General features: G+C 64.9%; 19 protein-coding genes. 6 read left to right on the top strand and 13 right to left on the bottom strand.

Translation table 11 applies throughout. From position 1 onward, the window contains the following. The first annotated feature begins 5 nt into the window (after positions 1-5). Complete coding sequence (locus tag LuPra_RS04620) at positions 6-509, top strand: DoxX family protein (protein ID WP_234800725.1); 504 nt, start codon at positions 6-8, stop codon at positions 507-509. Between the two features lie 217 nt (positions 510-726). Here the strand turns inward: LuPra_RS04620 and LuPra_RS04615 are convergent, their stop codons facing one another. Together LuPra_RS04615 and LuPra_RS31585 are read right to left on the bottom strand one after the other, a co-directional pair. Next, on the bottom strand, positions 727-1,959 hold the full coding sequence (locus tag LuPra_RS04615) for a serine hydrolase domain-containing protein (protein WP_110169663.1): 1,233 nt from the start codon (positions 1,957-1,959) through the stop codon (positions 727-729). A gap of 42 nt (positions 1,960-2,001) precedes the next feature. Beyond that, the gene (locus LuPra_RS31585; RefSeq protein WP_157898733.1) at positions 2,002-2,316 is read right to left on the bottom strand and encodes a hypothetical protein; all 315 of its coding nucleotides are present in this window, start codon (positions 2,314-2,316) and stop codon (positions 2,002-2,004) included. 122 nt (positions 2,317-2,438) lie between these two features. On the opposite strand from LuPra_RS31585, the gene LuPra_RS31580 reads away from it, so the two are divergent. Beyond that, on the top strand, positions 2,439-2,735 hold the full coding sequence (locus tag LuPra_RS31580) for a PEP-CTERM sorting domain-containing protein (protein ID WP_157898732.1): 297 nt from the start codon (positions 2,439-2,441) through the stop codon (positions 2,733-2,735). Between the two features lie 297 nt (positions 2,736-3,032). Here LuPra_RS31580 and LuPra_RS04605 read toward each other — a convergent pair whose 3' ends face one another. The 3 genes from LuPra_RS04605 to LuPra_RS04595 are packed head-to-tail and all read right to left on the bottom strand — an operon-like array spanning position 3,033 to position 7,392. Next, positions 3,033-3,668 (bottom strand): DUF6962 family protein, encoded by a 636-nt coding sequence (locus LuPra_RS04605; protein WP_110169661.1) that lies wholly within the window; start codon positions 3,666-3,668, stop codon positions 3,033-3,035. Continuing rightward, on the bottom strand, positions 3,665-5,911 hold the full coding sequence (locus tag LuPra_RS04600; RefSeq protein ID WP_110169660.1) for a CocE/NonD family hydrolase: 2,247 nt from the start codon (positions 5,909-5,911) through the stop codon (positions 3,665-3,667). The genes LuPra_RS04605 and LuPra_RS04600 overlap by 4 nt, the downstream gene beginning before the upstream one ends. Further along, positions 5,908-7,392 (bottom strand): FAD-binding protein, encoded by a 1,485-nt coding sequence (locus LuPra_RS04595; RefSeq protein WP_110169659.1) that lies wholly within the window; start codon positions 7,390-7,392, stop codon positions 5,908-5,910. Before LuPra_RS04595 ends, LuPra_RS04600 begins: the two co-directional genes overlap by 4 nt. A gap of 599 nt (positions 7,393-7,991) precedes the next feature. Here LuPra_RS04595 and LuPra_RS04590 point away from each other — a divergent pair. Further along, positions 7,992-8,303, top strand: coding sequence for a hypothetical protein (locus LuPra_RS04590; protein WP_110169658.1), 312 nt, complete (start codon positions 7,992-7,994; stop codon positions 8,301-8,303). On the opposite strand, the gene LuPra_RS04585 is transcribed toward LuPra_RS04590, so the two are convergent. After that, entirely contained in the window at positions 8,287-9,258 is a 972-nt protein-coding gene (locus tag LuPra_RS04585) for a toll/interleukin-1 receptor domain-containing protein (RefSeq protein WP_157898731.1), read from the bottom strand. The genes LuPra_RS04590 and LuPra_RS04585 overlap by 17 nt on opposite strands. Before the next feature lie 690 nt (positions 9,259-9,948). Here LuPra_RS04585 and LuPra_RS04575 point away from each other — a divergent pair. Further along, complete coding sequence (locus LuPra_RS04575) at positions 9,949-10,284, top strand: hypothetical protein (protein WP_110169655.1); 336 nt, start codon at positions 9,949-9,951, stop codon at positions 10,282-10,284. A gap of 66 nt (positions 10,285-10,350) precedes the next feature. After that, positions 10,351-11,217, top strand: a complete 867-nt coding sequence (locus LuPra_RS04570; protein WP_110169654.1) for an oxygenase MpaB family protein — start codon at positions 10,351-10,353, stop codon at positions 11,215-11,217. Here LuPra_RS04570 and LuPra_RS04565 read toward each other — a convergent pair. Continuing rightward, the gene (locus LuPra_RS04565) at positions 11,158-11,382 is read right to left on the bottom strand and encodes a hypothetical protein (RefSeq protein WP_157898730.1); all 225 of its coding nucleotides are present in this window, start codon (positions 11,380-11,382) and stop codon (positions 11,158-11,160) included. The two genes, LuPra_RS04570 and LuPra_RS04565, sit on opposite strands and share 60 nt — an antisense overlap. 98 nt (positions 11,383-11,480) lie before the next feature. Between LuPra_RS04565 and LuPra_RS04560 the strand changes: the two genes are divergently transcribed. Then, positions 11,481-12,398: an alpha/beta fold hydrolase gene (locus LuPra_RS04560; protein WP_110169652.1), complete on the top strand. Its 918-nt coding sequence runs from the start codon at positions 11,481-11,483 to the stop codon at positions 12,396-12,398. Positions 12,399-12,672: 274 nt separating this feature from the next. Here the strand turns inward: LuPra_RS04560 and LuPra_RS04555 are convergent, their stop codons facing one another. From LuPra_RS04555 to LuPra_RS32965, 6 genes are all read right to left on the bottom strand, one after another. Further along, the gene (locus LuPra_RS04555) at positions 12,673-13,308 is read right to left on the bottom strand and encodes an SGNH/GDSL hydrolase family protein (RefSeq protein WP_110169651.1); all 636 of its coding nucleotides are present in this window, start codon (positions 13,306-13,308) and stop codon (positions 12,673-12,675) included. An 86-nt stretch (positions 13,309-13,394) separates the two neighbouring features. Further along, complete coding sequence (locus tag LuPra_RS04550; protein WP_110169650.1) at positions 13,395-14,651, bottom strand: hypothetical protein; 1,257 nt, start codon at positions 14,649-14,651, stop codon at positions 13,395-13,397. 136 nt (positions 14,652-14,787) lie between these two features. Further along, positions 14,788-16,122 (bottom strand): aminotransferase class III-fold pyridoxal phosphate-dependent enzyme, encoded by a 1,335-nt coding sequence (locus tag LuPra_RS04545; protein WP_234800724.1) that lies wholly within the window; start codon positions 16,120-16,122, stop codon positions 14,788-14,790. After that, a complete protein-coding gene (locus LuPra_RS04540; protein ID WP_157898729.1) occupies positions 16,092-16,265 on the bottom strand; it encodes a hypothetical protein in 174 nt (57 codons plus the stop codon). The genes LuPra_RS04545 and LuPra_RS04540 overlap by 31 nt, the downstream gene beginning before the upstream one ends. Positions 16,266-16,273: 8 nt before the next feature. Further along, entirely contained in the window at positions 16,274-17,650 is a 1,377-nt protein-coding gene (gene hydA, locus LuPra_RS04535; protein WP_234800723.1) for a dihydropyrimidinase, read from the bottom strand. After that, complete coding sequence (locus LuPra_RS32965) at positions 17,647-18,519, bottom strand: nitrilase-related carbon-nitrogen hydrolase (RefSeq protein ID WP_157898728.1); 873 nt, start codon at positions 18,517-18,519, stop codon at positions 17,647-17,649. Before LuPra_RS32965 ends, hydA begins: the two co-directional genes overlap by 4 nt. Between the last annotated feature and the right edge of the window lies 1 nt (position 18,520).

The following is an 18,520-nucleotide window of genomic DNA, read 5'->3' as shown; positions in this document are numbered from 1 at the left end:
TGGACATGGAAGACGTCAAAGGCGCCCGCTGGCCTCTCATCGCGATTACGGTGTTGCGGGTGTTCGTGGGGTGGCACTTCTTGTACGAGGGCCTCGCCAAACTGACGTCGCCCTCGTGGTCGGCAGCGGGCTACATGAAGCAGTCGCGCGGTCCCTTCGCGGAGCTGTTCCGGTGGCTGGCCGCGCAGCCGAACCTGCTCGCCAACGCCGACCTCATCACGATGTGGGGGCTGACGCTGGTCGGGCTCTGCCTGATTCTGGGTCTGTTCACGCGGCTGGCGAGCATCGGCGGGATCGCGTTCCTGTCGATGTTCTATCTGTGCAACCCGCCGTTTGTGGGCTACTTCTATTCGATTCCCACCGAAGGCAGCTATCTCGTGGTGAACAAGAACCTGGTGGAGCTGTGCGCGCTCGTCGTCATCTTCGCGACAGGAAGCGGCCGCTTCGCCGGCCTCGACCGCATTCTGCACGGCCTCTTCGCCCGGCGGCCCCGGCTCGCCACCGCGTGACACAGGGCGTGCGGCCAGGCCGGCGCGAGTGCGCCGCCGAGCTCTTAAGTCGACGCAACGCGCGACGCGCCGTCGTCCGCATTGGCCAGGAACTGGGCGAGCCAACGCCCATGCACAATTTCATCGCGGCCGTCCTGACGCCGCACGTGAACGGTGCCAGGTAGGGCCGAAAGTTTTCCCTTCCTGCCCCCCTGCCCCTCCCGCCCTTCCTGCCGTCTTACTGGCCCGCAGTCGTGGGCGAGCGCTTGAGCGATGCGATCGTCTTCTCAACGAGATCGTTCAAGCCGTTCGACCAGCGTGTGACGATGACGAGATCGTTCTGCCAGTCGATGTAGATGATGTTGTTGCCGTTGCCGACAAATCGCACGGCGCTTGTCGGAGCCGTCGGTACCTGCTTGCCGTCGGTGTTCAGATACCAGTTGGCATAACCGTAGTTCTGATTGGCCGGGCCTGGCGTTCTCGCCATCTCGATCCACTTCTCCGACACGATCTGGCGATCCTTCCACTTCCCATTGTGCAGGAAGAGGTACCCGAAGCGCGCCATGTCATAGGCGTTGATGAATATGCCGCCGCCCCAGTGTCCACCGCCCGACACCGACTGCACTTTCTGTCCGTCGATATCGACCCAGGAATTTTCGTACCCGTACCAACGCCAGGTCGACGACGCGCCGATTGGCTCCATCACCATCTCGTTCAACACCGCGGGCAGCGGACGACGCCAGACCTGCAGCGCCGCGAGCGACATCGCGTTGACGCGGACGTCGTTGTACTTGAAATGCGTGCCCGGCTCACGAAGCGGACGATTCGGCCAGTCGGCCGCCGTCTTGCCTTCGGGCCGATCCGCCCAGTCGGGCTTGCCCCAGAGGGTGCCCTGCCAGTCGCTCGTCTGGCGGAGCAGGTGATCCCACTTGATCTTCTGATTGTGCTCGGCTTCGAAGAGATCCACGCCCGGCGGCATGTAGTCGCGCGCGTAGTCGTTGACGTCACGAATCAGCCCTCGCTGCCAGGCAAGGCCGATCACCGTCGTGAGAAACGTCTTCGTCACGCTGTTGGTCACGTCGACGCGGATCGGCTCGCCCCACTCGGCGACGATGTAGCCGTTGTGCACGATGACGCCGCTTGCCGGTCCGCGCGGCTTGAGCGGACCGATGACGGTGTCGAACGGTTCGTTTCTCCCGAAGGTCGTCGCGGCCTCGAGGGCCAGATCGCGGTTGCCGGCGATTTCCTGGCTCGCCGCGGCCTTCACGGCCTCGGCGACGAGCGCGGCGTTCATGCCGACTTCCTCAGGGCGCTTGTGCTGCCATTCAAAGCGATCCGGGAAGTACGTCGCCGACGACTGTGGCCGCGCGCCCTGCGCGGCCGGCGTAGGCGCTGTGCGCTGCTGCGCAGAAATGGTCAGCGACACCAGGGTGACGGCGAAGATTGAAGCGGCCGCGATCGTGCGTCTCATTCTCGCGCTCCTCTCTTGATTCAGTCCTGCAGTATAGTCGGCTCATGGCACGGCGCCCGCGGCTGTTTCTTGGCGCGACTGGGCTTCTCGTGTGTTTTTCGGCCGCTTCAGAAGGTCAGACGTTATTCGCTCGAGAGGCAGGATCGTACCGCTCGGGCAAGCGTCTGGATCGTAGGGTATCGTGAGCAGAGACGGCCCGCCGTCATCAAAGGACAACGCGGCCGGGACATCTTTGCCCATGGCCAGTTCTGGATCGACGCTGATACCGGACGCGTGCTCAGAAGCGAGCTCGAATTGAACGATCCGGCCGTGGTGGCCACGCTCAGGACGAAGTACCGCACCGACGATCGGTTTCATCTTCTTATAGCGTCGCCCCGGTAACCACGGTGACCGGCTACGGGGCCGGGTCCAGCCTGAGCATCTACGCAGCGAACAACGGAGCGAATTCGGGAGTTCTCTCCGGTTCCCAGGGCCTGCTCTTGGGCACCATCCTCCAAACTTCGACAACGGTGCAACCTGCCACGGATACCGTAAATATTCCGTTGGCTCCCCTCGTCATCACTATCACCAACCAAAATGGGGGAGGCAGTGGTGCGTTCGTCGTCAACGGAAATATCGCAGTCACGCGATCCGATACGAGCGGGTTCCTCAGCACTTTCGTACCAGGCTCCGTCAACCCGCCGAGCTTAACCGTACCGGAGCCGTCATCCTTCGCCATGGTCGGGCTGGCATTCGCCTCGCTGGCACTCGCCCGCCGGCGCCGTTTTTCGCGGTGATCTCATCACGCGCATACACCGCGAACGGGCAAAGACGCCAGCGACGATAGCAAGCATTAGCGCCGTCGGGAGGCAACAGAAGGGCCGTTCTCAGGGGTGCTGTAGGGAGTACATGATTTGACCGCTCCCGAGAGCAAGTGATCTGACCGCTTCGAAAGCGGCTGGGAGACGACAGAGCTGAGGTGCTCCATGTCGTATCCCGACGCCGCGTGGGAGCGGGTAATGACGGTGCAAGAGGTGATGTTGAAGGCACTCAGCGGCGAGTCGACAGCCCATGGTGAATCGCACCACGCGCTGTTAACCCACCGCATCACGAAGCTCCGCGCCACCTTTGTAGAGCAGCGCGACCGCGATCATCTGTATGAGGTGTTGCAAGTCGTTGTGATTCAGGTAGACGTGCACATCGATTCCACTCTGTTGCACTGCGGCTGCGGCGATCGTCACGACGATACTGGCGATGATCCATCGAGCCGACCGGTGATACCGCAGCGTCGGAAGACCGAGGTAGAGCAACGCGATAATGAGCAGGGCCGAACCGTACTCGATGATGACATTCACGAACTCATCGTGCTGGAGCATCCAGAGCGCGTACGCCGCAAACTGTCCCCATACCGCAACCAGCAGCCAACGCCGCGCCGGCTCGCGCACGCCGGCGGTCAACACCGCAGACAGCAACAGGCACGCCGCTGCGCCGATCGCGATCGTGCTGGTCGTCCAGATCGCGCCGGCAACGCCATCCGAGAGAACGATCTTGAAGCCGTGATAGGTGCCGCCTGCGAAGCTTCCTGCCGCCGTGGCCGCAAGTGCCGCTGAGAACAACCTGACCGCCCGCCGATGTGCGGCGAGGGGCCTCGCCCGTAAGCGCCACGCGAGCCACAGGCACAGGGTGGCGAGCAGGTAATCGGTCACCAGTGTGCTGGGTTCGGTAATCATCGAGGCCCGGGAACAACCGGCAGGACGATTCGCGAGGGCGCGCCCGGTCCGTGATGAACGGCCTGCCTCGCGACAGCCGTCGCGACTGCGCTTGCAATCGGGGCGCCTGTGTTCGGGTTGCTATCGAAGCGTGGGAAATTGCTGGACGCCACTTCCAGTCGGATGCGATGTCCCTGACGAAACACCATGCTCGTGGGCCACAACATGATCTCGATCGCCCCCGGCTCGGCGTCCGCCGGATTGGCGTGTGCGGTGTAGGCACGCCGGACAACGCCGTCCGTGACGTTGTACGCGTTGCCGTCACTGTGGACATCGACGAGTTTGGCGGTGAAGTCGGTGTGCGGCGCAGACGAGGCGACGTAGAGCGTCGCGGCGATCGGCCCGGTCACCTCCACGTCCTCCGGCAGCGGCGCGGTCGTGTAGACGAGGACGTCGTCACGCATCTCGACGTCGTTCTGTCGCGCCACGCCGGCGCCAGGACCAAGCGTCGCGCCGCCGCGCGTGGGAACGGGACGCTGCGGATCGGCCGCGAATGTGTCCGCCGGCTCGTTTTCGCTCGGGGCGTCGATCGACAGCTGTCCATCCCCTGACGCCGAGTTCGCGCGTCCACCGCTCCGCAGGTAGAACGGCGTCGCCCGCGCGCGTGCGAGCGGCCAGTCCTGCTCGTCGCGCCACACGTTTGCGCCCATCACGTAGATGCGCACTGGCGCGTCGGGCTGAACGCCACGTCCAGCCGAACGAAGCTGACGATCGAACCATGGAATCGTCGGAGCCAGGCTCTCGAGACGGTAGTTGCGGGTACGGACATCGCCGGGCAGCGTGACGGTTTCCGCATGCGCCCACGGGCCAACAGTCAATCTCGTCGACGCCGCCACATCAGCACGGCCCTCGCGCCGGATCCGAACGAAGTCGGCGAGCTGACCCGGCAGAAACGGATCGAACCACCCGGCCGTCAGGAGCACCGGTCCCTGCAACAGCGCCGCGCGCCGGTCGCCGTCGATGGCCTGCCAGTACGCATCGCGATCGGAATGTCGTACCCAGTCGTTGAAGAACGGTATGTCCGCGACGGCGCGGTCGTCGGCCTCGATGAGCGGAACGCCATCGAACCCGCGCTGAAGCGTCCGCGAATCGGGCGTCTCGTCCTCGGCGCCGCGGCTTCGGACCGCCCAAAACAATGCGCTCGCCAATGAGAACGCGCCACCGGGATAGAACATGCCGTGAAAATCCGTGCTGGCGATCTGCACCATCAACGCGGAGCGGCCCGATGGCGGGGATGGCAGTTGGTCGGCCAGGACCCATTGCGTGTGTCCGAAGGCGGACCCGCCCCACATCCCCAGGCGTCCATCGAACCATGGTTGCGTCTTCAGCCAGGCGAGCGTCTCCTGCCCATCGCGCCGCTCATCGATGAGCGGATAGTGACGGCCCCCCGATTCGTATCGTCCACGCGTCCCCTGGATGACAGTCGTGTATCCACGCTCGGCCCAGAAGCGACCGACAACGGTCGCGAAGAGCGAATTGACGATGGTTTTCGAGAACGGAATTCGTACGAGGATCGTCGGCGTCCTGCCGACGCGCACGGGACGATAGACGTCGGATACCAGGGCGACTCCGTCACTCGAGGTCATCACGACAGCGCGGTCGATACGGACCGCGTATTCGGCCGAACGGACGTCGAGGACGCCCGCGAGAAACGTCGGCGCCAGCTGGTACGCGATCCATCCACCGATCCCGGCCGCGATGAACAGCCAGGCCGCACCTTGGGCCAGGCGGGCGCCCTTCGGATACCGCCAGGCCGGAGTCGGAGGACCCGACCGCCAATGATAGGCGCCGAACACCAGAATGAACGACGCGAGCACGCCGTGAAAGACTATCGGGATCGATCCTCCCCACCAGCGCTCGGCAGGATACAGCGTCATGCGCATGACGTAACGAATCACCATGACGCTGAAGTACAGCCATCCGAAAGCGAGCAAAGCCGAACCGAGGCGGCGCCGTGAGACGGCGAAGAAACCGTATCCGCGTGTCAGGTCACGCGCGATGGCTCCATAGAGACAAATAATCAGCAGCTGGCTGGTCAGCAATGCAGGATAGGGAAGCGCGCCTGAAAACCACTCTTCCCACGGAGGCAGGAAGCCGCCGGCACCGATGGCAATCAATAGCTGCCCGGCGACTCGAAGGCCGAACAGGCCGAGGAGTGCCCAGAGGGCGATCGCGTAGCGCGGGCGTCGGCCGTCTGGCGTCACAGTCTGTCTGCGAACATCGTTCGGTAGAACCGATACCACTCGCTTTGAAACCGTTCGTCCGGATCGTATTTCTTCTTCAGCTCGAGGAAGTCAGTCAGCTGCGGGTAGCACGCCTCCACCTGGGCGCGAGTCGCGTAGCGGTGGTAGGTGAGGTAATACCGGCCGTCGCGCGCGATCGCCATCTCGATGAGATCGCGGAACGCCGCCGCCGCCTGGTCTACTCCCTGCGGCGTGTGGACGACGTGCAGATTGAAGATGATGCAGGCGTACGATTGCTTTGCCCACGCAAGAAAGCTTTCGTCGTCTGCTTCAATCAGCCGGACAGTGCCGTAAATAATGGGCACGCCGTTGATCCGGAACCTCTCGGCCACCTCGCGCATGAAGCCCGGGAGCAGCGCACGCGGGACGTAGATTTCCGTGATCATCTCGGTCGCCTGGTCCTTGCCACCGACGCGCGCATCTATGAACTTGTGGTAGTCGTCGCGATACGCGCTGAGTTGATGGGTATCCGACCAGTACACCTGGCCATTCGTCGACAGATAGTACGCCGCGTACTGCTGGAAGGCCGCAGTCTTGTCGGCGTGGGCTGCCAGCAGCAGCCGCTGCCAGTCGTCGTCGACGAGCTCCTTCTGTCCCGAGGGAGTCGGCGTTGCCGGGTCGACCGGCTTGTAGCAGGAGAAGACGCCGCGGCGAAGAAAGTCATCGGACTTCTCATCGATGGCGAATTGGAAATCGCCGAACAGAAAGCCATCGGCGATGCGTTGGCCGAAGGCTGCCGGCAAATCATCGATGTTCCGCACTTCGACGACCCGCTGAATCTTCTGCCGCCGCATGAGGCGGAGCTTGACCGTCGCGACGGGGCCGAACAGACCGTAGCCACCGATCGCCAGCTTGAAGAGCTCCGCGTTTTCACGGCGGCTGCACGTACGAGGATTCCCTGTCGCGTCGATCAGAACGAACGAGTCGATGTCGCCTACGAACGGCTTCATCTTGAGCCCGCGACCGTGGACGTTGGCCGCGACCGCGCCCCCGATCGTGAGCCGGTCGGCGCCGGTCTGCTTCTGAGCGATGGCCCATTGCTGCGACAAGCCGGCCTGGCGTCTGTGGAGCTCGTTCATAAGCGCCGGCCACATGATGCCGGACTCGACTTCGACGATGCCGCGGGCGCGATCGAGCCCCAGAACCCTCGAGTAGCGCCGCATATCCAGCATCGTCGTGCCAGACGCGAACTGTTGGCCGCCCATCGCGTGCCGCCCACCTGATATGCAGATACCGGTTTGTTCGGCCGCTGCACTCCGAACCGCCGCCTGCAGCCCGTTCAGCGAATCGACTTCGACAACGCGCCGAATGCGGGTCGCATTGAGTTGCGAGTGGATGTCGTTGACGATCGTGCCGGATGCCTCCTGAGCGAACGTCGGCCAGCTCGGCCTCAGGGCGGCGACCCCGGCGGCCCTCAGGAATTCGCGGCGGTGGATGCGCATGAACGTCTCCTGTCGACGGCCTTCGGAGTCAACGGCATGGCGACCCGATCTTGCCACGACGTTGCGCCACGCGCCGAGGCGAGAGCCTTGTATGGCGGTCACCGACCGTCGTGCTCGTGTTGCTCTCGGGTTGCTTTGGTTGATGTTCTTCAGGTCCGGTGACAGACCAACCCTCGCGGTCTCCAACAGGCGGCACCGACGGAGTGACCGCCCAATGGCGGAACGTTGTGCGGCACGCCGGAAACCCCAGCCGCCTACTTCCTCTTGTCACGGCGCGACGCGACGTTCGGCACTTCCTTCGCCCCTTCCGAGGGGTGAAGCGGAACAGCTCGGCCGGCGGAGCCCCCAGCGCGGCGGTGGTGAATCGGTCCGTCAAGAGTACAGCGACCTGCTCGACCGCCTGACTGTTGTCAAGGGTGTGCTTGTGACGATAGGAAGCATTAGCGCCGTCGGGAGGCAACAGAAGGGCCGTTCTCAGGGGTGCCCGATTCGCGCGCTTTCTTCGGGTTTCCCCCGAACGCAAGCGCAGCGTCAAGGTCGGCGAACCGCTCTCGCTGAGCGCCAACGCAACCGACGACGGCAAGCCGAGAACTCGGCCGATGCCCGCCTTTCTCGTGGGGCAGGGTCATTTCGTGCCGAACTCTGCGACGGGACTCCGCCTCTCCTGGTTCGTCTATCGGGGCGCGGGAGCTGTGGAATTCGACCCGCCACAAACCAAGGTGTGGGAAGAACACCGCGACGGCGGCAACTCGCCGTGGTCCGCGGGCTGGAGCACGCCGCCACCACCGCCGGGAAACAACTGGAGCGCGCGGGCGACGTTCAGCACACCGGGCGTCTACGTCCTGCGTGCGCTCGCACACGACGGCGGGTGGATCGCCTACCAGGACGTCACCGTCACGGTTTCCCGCTAGGCGCCTCGGATTCGAGGATTCCCAGAAGGTTCACGAGATCCCGTGCGAGATCGTCGAGCTTCAGCCAGTACTGCTGTTGTGCGTCGGGACCGAAGGGCTTGTCGAACTCCTGGACCTTGCCACTCTCCGGATCGAGCGTGAAGAACTCGTACCCGAGCAACGACTGCAACTCGCGTGGCTGACTCGCGGTGGGAACCGGGCTTTTTAGCACCTTGAATATTCGAGAGCGATCTCGAACCCGGGTGCCCCCTTGTGATTGCGCCGCATCGCAGAACTCCGCGAGCTCGCGCGCCGCCCATTTCGACTCGACATAGTGGTTGGACACAATCGGCACGAACGCCATCACGTCGTGGAGTTGCTTGAGCAGGCCCTCCGGAAAGGGGGCTTTGCCTTCCAGCCACGGGTACCAGTACACCTTGAACTCGCGGCCAAGACGCTGCCTGCCTCGCGTCTCGAGCGCGCGCACGAAATTCGTCACCCAGCCGTTGCGTCCCGCGCTCTCCGGAACATTGTCGAGGGAGACATAACTGACGTAGGCGTCCACTCGACGTGATGCCTTCGGTGGGGTGGAGGCGCCAACGATGGCCCGGACTGACTCGACGAAGCGGCTGAATTCTTCGTGAGAGGCGTCACCGCTCCAGTCGGTGAGGTTTGCCGTCTGCAGTTGCCGAAAACCGAGAGGCGGCCGGACATCGGCCAGGAGGAGCGGCACCAGTCGAAGCTTGCCCTCACCGGCTTCGTCACGAACGAACTGCGACGCGATCGACGCCTTCGACCACGCGACGATGACGCATTTCGCCTCGTCGAGCCGCGCCTGAAGATAGGCGTTGAAGTCCTGTCCATGCGGAATGTGTCGATCCCAGAAGACGGTCCAACCGTGGGACTCGAGCGCCGCCACAATCAAACGGACACGGGCGATGTCTTCGCGGGCGTAACTGAGAAAGATGTCCGCCACAGTCCGGACATTGTCATCCGGGGGGTGAACCACCGCAAGAAGCCCTTCCGCCTGGTGTCAGGCAGAATGGAATCAGCCCTCGCTGTCCGACTCCGAATGCGGCACGTCGAAACATCAGGATCGTCGTCCTCGAGGTTCACGTGAAAATCGACATCGACGTATATGGCAGCTATTCGCATCTCGACAGTCTCGAACTGACCGAGGGAGGCCAGGGGTGGGTCGAACAGTTTCGACGAGCACTGCAGATTCGAATCACACAACTCCTCGGCCGCGAGGCGAGCGTGTTCCTGGATGACAGGGTGCGTGTCAACGATGACATGCCCGAGGACGTCGTCGACAAGGTGGAGAGGGCTGGGGTCTTCGTGTCGATCATGTCGCCGCGATACGCCGCTTCGGAGCGGGCGCGGAAGGAGTTGGAGCTGTTCATCAGCACGCACGATGCGAGAGTTTTGTCGAATGCCCAGACGAGCGCCGCCACTTCGTTGGGGCGCACGTCGATGAGGCGGCGGAGGAACGCCGACAGCGATGGCATGCCGTGGTGTAACGACAGCCCGCCCGTCGGGTTGCGTTTCGTCCCGCACCCGGCACCCGGTCCCCGGTCCCCGGTACCCGGCCCCAACTGCGATACGCTAGCCCGGCAGTCGTTCCGCGGCGCCACCTGGCGCCGCGCGATGCGGCGGGGAGGAACACATGCGCGCAGACACGATGGTGGCAGTCGCGATGCTGGCGGCAGCAGCCGGCTGCAGCTCCATGTCCGATACCTTCAAGACGACGCCGGGGCGCACCGAGCGGCCCGCCACCGACGTGCCCTGGCAGTTCGTCCTCGCCGATGGCGCCCTGAACAACAACAGCTCATGCCGGACGCCGATCGTGGACCCGCGCGACAAGGCGACGTTGCAGCTCGAACGATCCGACCGCGGCTACGGCGACTACCGCGTGCCCGAGGGCAGGTACGGCGTCGTCGGGACCGAACTGCTCCGCGTCGATTGCACGACGGGCCGCACGGTCGGCGTGGTCAGGCAGTAACAGGACGCAGGAAATCAGGACTCAGGACACCAGGACTCGGGACATCAGGATGACAGGAGCCGTGGCGTGGAGGAGGCGAAATCGCGGGTGCAGCCGTCACGGTGGTCCGACGATGGGTTCCTGGATGCCCTGCGGCTCCAGGGCGACGCGCTGGCCGACGCGGCCGTCGCCCGGCTGAAGCGCGAGGACTACCGGCACCTGTTCGCGCAGATGGACACCGACAGCGCGCCGCTGCCCCATCACGTCGCCGCGCCGCTGCGCGCGTTCTTCGAGGCCACCCACGGCATGCCGACCCTCGACGGCACGCCCGTCGATGCCGCGCGCCTGCATGCCGGAGAGCAGGTGTTCTGCACCCACGCGTTCCCGGCGGCGCTGGTGCTGATCGCCGCGAGCCTGCCGCAGGGCTACGCGGCACGCAACCTGGCCGAGATCCTGATGATCTCGGGAGACCTGCAGCACCACGCCTACCGACGACTGCTCGGCGTGCTGCAGATGGTGGTCAACGTCACCCGGGCCGGCGGCTTCGAGGCGGGTGGGGCGGCGGTGGTGACCGCGCAGAAGCTGCGGCTGCTGCATGCCGGTGTCCGACGGATCGCGCACGGCCAGGCGCGCCTCCGCGACTATCAGCGGACCTACGGCGTGCCCGTGAACCACGAGGCCATGCTGGCCACGATCATGGGGTTCTCGCTGCTCGTGATCGACGGCTTCGAGCGGCTGGACATCCCGCTCACACCGGCGCAGGCCGAGGACTACGACTACATCTGGCGGGTCTTCGCGCAGTTGATGGGCATACATCCCGAGGGCGACCGCAACGGCACGGCGTACGTACCGGCGACCGGCAGGTCCGTGGAAAGACCGAGATGCCGGAGCTCGTCATCCCGGCGGGGCAGCGCGATCGGCTCGAGCGGGTCTCAGCGCCGCCATCTCGGGTGACGTGCCGTTGAACGGCACCATGGGCTCGCGCGTCTGCCGGTTGCGAATCAGTTCGGCGATGCCGAAGAGGCCAATCGAGCGGACGGCACCGACCGACACGTGACGCGCGGCCAGGTCGGCCAACAGTCCCGCCATGACCTCGCCCATCTGCCGGGCGCGTGCCACCAGGCCTTCCAAATGGCGCTGGTGAAGACCGCCGGAGCGGAGGCTACGACAGGGGAACGCTTGCACCTCGGCCGCGGCTCTGGCTTACTCTGCGACGCATGACTCGACATGTGACGCTGCTCCTCCTCGCCGCGCTTCTCCTCGCCCCGGGCGTGGCGCTCGCCCAGCAGGACAGCACGTTCGTGTCCGACGGCGTCGAGCTCCATTACCGAAGCGCAGGCACGGGAACGCCTGCCGTTCTTCTCAGCGGTGGGCCTGGGTTCCGGGTCGATTACATGATCCCGGTCGGCGATTTTCTGCCGGCCGGCTATCGGCGCATCTTCCTCGAGCAGCGTGGCACGGGTAAGTCGCGGCCAGCCGTCTTCGACCCCGCCGGCCTGACGCTCCAGATGGTCGTCGAAGACCTCGAGGCGCTGCGACTACACCTGAAACAAGACCGGCTTCTCCTCGTCGGCCACTCGTGGGGCGGCATGCTGGCCATGGCCTACGCGGCCACCCACCCGGACCGCGTCGACCGACTCGTCCTCATCGGGTCGGGCGGGCCGACGCTCGAGTTCACGCAGTGGTTCAACGACAACATCGAGATGCGGCTACGCCCCGAGGATAGCGAGGCGAGAAACTACTGGCAGGCGGCAGCCAAGAAAGGCGTCGATGGCGACAAGGCAGCGATGGAAGCCGTCCGCGCGATTTTGCCCGGATACTTTTTCGATCGCAAGCAGAGCCTGGCCTTCGCGGCGGCGATCCAGGACGGCGCGCTGCACCCGGACGTCAACGCGGGCCTGTTCGGAGATCTCGCGAAGCAGTACGACCTCCGGGACGGACTGCGCAAGCTGAATCGCCAGGTGCTGATCGTCCAGGGACACCAGGATCCCATCGGCGACAAGACGGCCGAAGATATCCACGCGCTCATCGCCGGCTCGACGCTGACGTATTTCAACAAGGCCGGACACTTTCCGTGGATCGAACAGCCGGAAGAGTTTCGGCGCGTCGTCGGTGCGTTCCTCGGCCGGCAGTGAGCGTCGCAGATTGACCCGGCAGAGCCGGGCACGACAGTGCCGATTCGCGCAGGAGTTATAGGCCGTCGGGACTCCACACCGGAGTGCGCGTCGATTGCATCGCGGGGAGTGAATCGCAAAAACGTTTCCCGATCGATGTCGTACAGTCAGACGCTCGTCGTCGCTTGCTCCTCGAGCGTCACCGCAATGAAGCGGCCGTCAGGAGATAGCCGCGACTCGCGATCGCGACGCGGTTCGAGCGGCAATGCTGCTCGCGCAGACACTATCCAGGGACTCACTGGACAATGATCCGGGTAGCCGGCACAGTCGCCCTGGTTTCACATACAAGTCCGACTATGACTCGGGCGATCTTCTCCCCACCCACCGACGATGGTTCGATCGGGTTGGCATAGTCTTCCCTGGTGACACACACCGAGCGAAGGTCGATGACAGGAAGGGAGTGGTCAATGGCCACCCGAATGATCGCGTCGTTGAATACCGTGAGTACCGTGGACGCCAGGCGCTGGAAAACCCTGTCGTCGAAACACCCGTTGTAAATCGTACACACGGCCAGGGGAAGGGCCGTGTCCAGGCAGGCTGCAATGGCCACTCGATAACGTCTCTCGAAGTCCGACGCAATGTCGGCCAATGCTCCGACGGTCTTCGTCATTGACGATACCGGAGTCTCAAGAATCCCGATGTGCATCAGGGCGTTGTTGCCACCGACGCTGAGCACGAGGTGTGTCGCCTGTTCCGGGAGGCGGCCGACCTGGCTCGCAACATCATCAGTGGTCGCTCCATCGACGGCCAACAGCGTGGCTTCCCAGCCAGGCGGCAACAGTCCACGGACCTGTGACACGACGTCGGGCCCTTCTTCCGTATACCTGGCGTTGTCAAAGATCGAATCACCGGCGAGTACCACATGAGGCATTCGTCAGTCTCCCCGCGTATTAGAGTTCAAAGAAGGGCGCGCCTGGGAAACAGCCACGACGTGGAATCAGGGCCAGACGTGTTCGGTCATTGCCGCACGACGCGAAACGATCCCGGTCGTGGGCCCGGCTGCACGGTCCAGCCCGGACCGACGGTCGCCGTCCAGCCGTCACCCTTCAGCGTCGTCGCATCGACGACGACCGGCGCCGGCAGCGATATCGTCTCACCGTCGGCCGAAACAAGCGCGCCGCCCTGCGCATCGAAAAATCCCCATGCGCTTCTGTTCGCCATTGCCCGGAAGACCGTGCCCTCGCCGGGAATGACTGTGGCCCCCATGGTGTTGATGCTGCCGCTCCCGGCTCTTGGCACGATGAGCACTGGTCCATCGACGTAGCGGCGCCGTAACTCGGCGATGATTGCCTGCTGCTCGCGATCGCGCTGCGCTTCGGCAACCCGCAGCGACGCGCCGTCATACCGCGCAGCGGCGGCGGCGGCGTCCAGCGCCGCAGTTACTCCAGCCGCTGCTGAGAGCAGTTGGCCAAAATCGCTCGCCCCTGTGATTTTCCGATGCCAGCCTGGAGACAACGCGTCGAGCAACAGCCCGTAGCCGGCTCCCGACGCGTACGCGAACGTCCGGACGAAGGATGTGCCCGTCTCCGCCGCCGCCAGTCCGGCCATCGCGTTGCGGATCGCGTCCTGCGCACCCTCAGACCCGGTCACGTATTGCGTGTACGTCGCGATCCCCTCGTTGATGTCGACAACGTGCTCCGCCGCTGCGGCACCGGGAAAACGCTCGTGGCGCGCCGCGCGAAAAGCCAGCGCATCCGCAATGGCGGACGTGCGCGCCGCGCCAGAGGCGCCAAGCGCCCGCGCCAGGGCCCGCCACTCGAGGCGCATCCAGTAGCGGCCCTCCAGCGAATCGAGGTGAATGTTTTCGCCAGCGCTCGGATCACGTGGAGCGATCAGCCCGAGGCGGGGCTGGATGCAATGAAACAGCTCGTGCATGAACAGCCGCCCGCGCTCCGCCTGATTATCCTTTGGGATCATCTGCCAGACGTAGGCGGACCAGGTGATGCCGCCCCACTGCATGGGCGCGTTCACGAAGCCGATCTCGCGGGGACGGACAGCAGTTGGCGCCGGTTGGCTCGTGGCGATCGTCCCGGTGGCGGCGTCCGCAATCACCATGGGACCGCAGAGCGACACTCCCCACAGCCGGCCGCCGTCACGCTCGCAGAGAGTCTGTGCTTCCTTGAAGTACTGCTCGGCGCGCTGTTGATCGACCTGTGCCGCCGCCGGCGGCGGGTGGCCTATGACCAGGTACGCCAGGATTGCCGTGCAAGACATCGATATCCGCATCGTCCGCTCCCTGCGGTCTTTGAGATGCGCGACTCTGGCCGACGATCAACGACACACACGCGCCGCCCTCCGGGCGATCCTGCAGCCGCGCCGAAACGGGATCGACGCCCACGGGCACGTGCCCTTACGCCACGGCGGCGTCGGCAGCCGCCAGGCCGCGGTCGATGATCTCGAAGCCCTCGCGCAATTCGGCGTCGGTGATGCAGAGCGGCGGATTCGCGAAGAACGTGTTCCACCGTACGAACGTGTAGAGCCCCTCGTGCCGGAAGAACCGGCTCAGCGCCGCCATCTCGGGTGACGTGCCGTTGAACGGCGCCATGGGCTCGCGAGTCTGCCGGTTGCGAATCAGTTCGGCGATGCCGAAGAGGCCAATCGAGCGGACGGCACCGACCGACACGTGACGCGCGGCCAGGTCGGCCAACAGTCCCGCCATGACCTCGCCCATCTGCCGGGCGCGTGCCACCAGGCCATCCTCTTCGTATACGGCGATGGTCGCCAGCGCGGCGGCGCACGCCAGGGGGTGGCTGTTGTAGGTGAGGCCACCGGCGAAGACCTTGTCGCGGAAGTGGTCGGCGACCTTGCGGCGCAGGCCCACGGCTCCAAGCGGCACGTACGCGCTCGTCAGCCCCTTGGCCATCGTGAGGATGTCGGGTACGACGCCCCAGTGGTCCACGGCGAACCACTCACCGGTGCGGCCGAACCCTGACATCACTTCGTCGGCGATCAGGAGGATGCCGTACTTGTCGCAGAGCGCGCGGACGCCCTGCAGGTAGCCGTCCGGCGGCACCAGGATGCCGTTGGTGCCCGTGACCGGCTCGATGATGAAGCCGGCGATGGTGTGCGCGCCTTCGAGCTGGATCACCTCTTCGAGCCGCGCCAGCGCGTCGTCGACCGGATCCCAGCCGCGTTGGATGCCGTGATACGGATCGGGCACGTGCACGACGCCCGGGATGCCTGGCTCGGCGGCCCAGCGCCGCGGATCGCCGGTGAGCGTGATCGTGCCGGCGGTCGCGCCGTGATACGAGCGGTACCGCGCCAGGATCTTGTGGCGACCGGTGTACCAGCGCGCCGCCTTGATGGCGTTTTCGTTGGCCTCGGCGCCGCCGTTGGTGAAGAAAAAGCAGTCGATGTCGCCGGGCGTGATCGCTGCCAGCTTCGCGCCAAGCCGCGCCCGAACCTCGGTGGCCATGAAGGGGTTGGCGTACGGGAGCTTCGCCGCCTGTTCCTGGATGGCCATCACGACGCGCGGGTCGCCGTGCCCGATGTTCACGCACATCAACTGGCTGTTGAAGTCCAGGAAGCGCTTGCCTTCAGGTGTCCAGAAATACACACCCTTGGCGCGGTCCACGGGGATGGGGTCCACGGCGCCTTGCGCGGACCACTCGAAGATCGTGTGCTGCCTGGACAGCGCGACGATTTCGTCGCCTGTCATGGTCGCTGGGGCGTGGCTGGTCGGCATGATCGATCCTGCTGACTGCTGGCAGCGGGCGGTTCGGACACAGGAATCGGCTCGGGATCGACGGCCTTGGGAGTAGGGTCGATCAGGCCGGCGACTTCGGCCAACTCTCTGATCGGCTCGAACTCGTCGAGGATCTCGCTCATGATGTCCCCTACCATCGCGCGCTGCGTTTGATGAAGGCGCCGGCGCCGGCGCGACCGACGAACCGCCCGTTGTCGATGACGACGCGGCCACGTGAGATGACGGTCTCGGTCACGCCGGTCACCTGGCGCCCTTCGTACGGGTTGTAGTCGACCTTCATGTGCAGCGAGTGCACCGACAGCGTGGTGGTCTTTTCCGGATCGAAGATCACGATGTCGGCGTCCGATCCTGGCGCGATTGTGCCCTTGCGGGGGAACAGGCCGAAGATCTTCGCCGGCGACGTCGATGTCAACTCGACGAAGCGGTTGAGCGAGATGCGACCGGTGCGAACGCCGCCGTCGTACACCAGGCTCATGCGCGTCTCGATGCCGGGCGCGCCGTTGGGAATCTTCGAGAAGTCGCCGTGCCCCATCGACTTCTGCTCCTTCATGCAGAAGGGGCAATGGTCGGTGGAGATCGCCTGGAGGTCGTTGAACGCCAGGCCGCGCCATAGCCGGTCCTGTGTTGCCGCCGGCCGCAGCGGCGGGCTCATCACGTATTTCGCGCCGTCGAAACCCGGCTCCTCGTAATTGTCGTCGGACAGGAACAGGTACTGAGGGCAGGTCTCGGCATATGCCGGCAGGCCGCGGTCGCGTGCTTCGGTGACCATCTCGAGGGCCTCGGCGGCCGAGAGGTGCACGATGTAGATGGGAACGTCGGCCATCTCGGCCAGCGCGATGGCGCGATGCGTCGCCTCGGCCTCGGCACGGACCGGCCTGGTCAACGCGTGGTACTTCGGCGCGGTCTTGCCCTCGGCCAGCGCCTTCTTCACGAGCACGTCGATGACGCCACCGTTTTCGGCGTGCATGCAGATGGTGCCCCCGTTCTTCCCGGTGCGCAGCAGTGCCTTGAAGATGCTCGCGTCGTCGAGCATGAACACGCCCGGATAGGCCATGAAGAGCTTGAACGAGGTGACGCCCTGCCCCACCAGCGCGTCCATCTCGAGCTCCACCTGATCGGTGAGATCGGTGATGATCATGTGGAAGCCGTAGTCGATGGCGGCCTTGCCCTCGGCCTTGTGCATCCACGTCTCCCAGGCGTGATGCAGCGTCTGGCCCTTGTACTGAATCGCGAAATCGACGATGGAGGTCGTCCCCCCGAACGCGGCCGCGATGGTGCCGGACTCGAAGTCGTCGGCTGACGTCGTGCCGCCAAACGGCATGTCCAGGTGCGTGTGCACGTCGATGCCTCCCGGCAGCACGAGCTTGCCCGAGGCGTCGATGGTCCTGTCGACCGGCATCGACAGAGACGAGCCGATGGTGGCGATACGCTCGCCCTCGATCAGCACGTCGCCGACGTACTGATCCACGGCGGTGACGACAGTGCCGTTCTTGATCAGGAGGCTCACGGAAGCTGCTCCGCCATGGGCGTGTAGGTTTCGGGGCGGCGATCGCGGTAGAACTGCCACACCCGCCGGACGTCCTCGATCATGTCGAGATCGAGGTCGGCGGTGATCAGCTCGTCGCGATCTTCGGACGCCGTCGCGAGGAAGTTGCCGCGCGGATCGACGAAGTAGGACGAGCCGTAGAAGCGCCCGATGTTCCATGGCGCCTCGATGCCGACACGGTTGCTGCAGGCCATGAAGTACCCGTTGGCGACGGCGTGCGCCGGCTGCTCCAGCTTCCAGAGATACTGCGACAGCCCCGCGACCGTGGCCGACGGGTTGAAGACGATCTCGGCGCCGTTGAGGCCCAGCAGGCGCGCGCCTTCGGGAAAGTGGCGGTCATAGCAGATGTAGACGCCGATGGTCGCGTAGCGCGTCTTGAAGACCGGGTAGCCAAGGTTGCCCGGCTTGAAGAAGTACTTCTCCCAGAACCCGCTGGTGTGCGGGATGTGGTTCTTGCGGTACTTGCCCAGATAGCTGCCGTCGGCGTCGATGACTGCCGCGGTGTTGTAGTAGACGCCGGCCTGCTCACGCTCGTAGACGGGCACGACCATCGCCATCTGGTGCTTGCGCGCGTACGCCGCCATCGCTTCGGTAGTGGGGCCGGGCACGGGTTCGGCCAGGTCGTACCAGTGCGCATCCTGCGACGGACAGAAGTAGGGCCCGTTGAACACTTCCTGCAGCCCGAGGATTTGCACGCCACGACGGCCGGCCTCCTCGATGAACGGGATGTGCGCGGCAATGGATGCGTCGCGCACCTCGGCGATCGGCACTGCTGGATCGGTGATGGGCGAGGCCGCCTGAATCAGGCCGCAGCGGACATTTCGGGACATG

This window comes from Luteitalea pratensis, assembly GCF_001618865.1.
GTDB classification, from domain to species: Bacteria; Acidobacteriota; Vicinamibacteria; order Vicinamibacterales; family Vicinamibacteraceae; genus Luteitalea; species Luteitalea pratensis.
Note: the sequence above shows the minus strand (reverse complement) of the source record. Positions and strands in the feature narration are given on the sequence as shown.

What these genes read in the sequence shown, in the direction of transcription:
- LuPra_RS04620 (WP_234800725.1), top strand. Translation starts at nt 6, where the DNA reads ATGGAAGACGTCAAAGGCGCCCGCTGGCCTCTCATCGCGATTACGGTG.
- LuPra_RS04615 (WP_110169663.1), bottom strand. Translation starts at nt 1,959, where the DNA reads ATGAGACGCACGATCGCGGCCGCTTCAATCTTCGCCGTCACCCTGGTG.
- LuPra_RS31585 (WP_157898733.1), bottom strand. Translation starts at nt 2,316, where the DNA reads ATGAAACCGATCGTCGGTGCGGTACTTCGTCCTGAGCGTGGCCACCAC.
- LuPra_RS04605 (WP_110169661.1), bottom strand. Translation starts at nt 3,668, where the DNA reads ATGATTACCGAACCCAGCACACTGGTGACCGATTACCTGCTCGCCACC.
- LuPra_RS04595 (WP_110169659.1), bottom strand. Translation starts at nt 7,392, where the DNA reads ATGCGCATCCACCGCCGCGAATTCCTGAGGGCCGCCGGGGTCGCCGCC.
- LuPra_RS04590 (WP_110169658.1), top strand. Translation starts at nt 7,992, where the DNA reads ATGCCCGCCTTTCTCGTGGGGCAGGGTCATTTCGTGCCGAACTCTGCG.
- LuPra_RS04575 (WP_110169655.1), top strand. Translation starts at nt 9,949, where the DNA reads ATGCGCGCAGACACGATGGTGGCAGTCGCGATGCTGGCGGCAGCAGCC.
- LuPra_RS04560 (WP_110169652.1), top strand. Translation starts at nt 11,481, where the DNA reads ATGACTCGACATGTGACGCTGCTCCTCCTCGCCGCGCTTCTCCTCGCC.
- LuPra_RS04555 (WP_110169651.1), bottom strand. Translation starts at nt 13,308, where the DNA reads ATGCCTCATGTGGTACTCGCCGGTGATTCGATCTTTGACAACGCCAGG.
- LuPra_RS04550 (WP_110169650.1), bottom strand. Translation starts at nt 14,651, where the DNA reads ATGTCTTGCACGGCAATCCTGGCGTACCTGGTCATAGGCCACCCGCCG.
- LuPra_RS04545 (WP_234800724.1), bottom strand. Translation starts at nt 16,122, where the DNA reads ATGCCGACCAGCCACGCCCCAGCGACCATGACAGGCGACGAAATCGTC.
- LuPra_RS04540 (WP_157898729.1), bottom strand. Translation starts at nt 16,265, where the DNA reads ATGAGCGAGATCCTCGACGAGTTCGAGCCGATCAGAGAGTTGGCCGAA.
- LuPra_RS32965 (WP_157898728.1), bottom strand. Translation starts at nt 18,519, where the DNA reads ATGTCCCGAAATGTCCGCTGCGGCCTGATTCAGGCGGCCTCGCCCATC.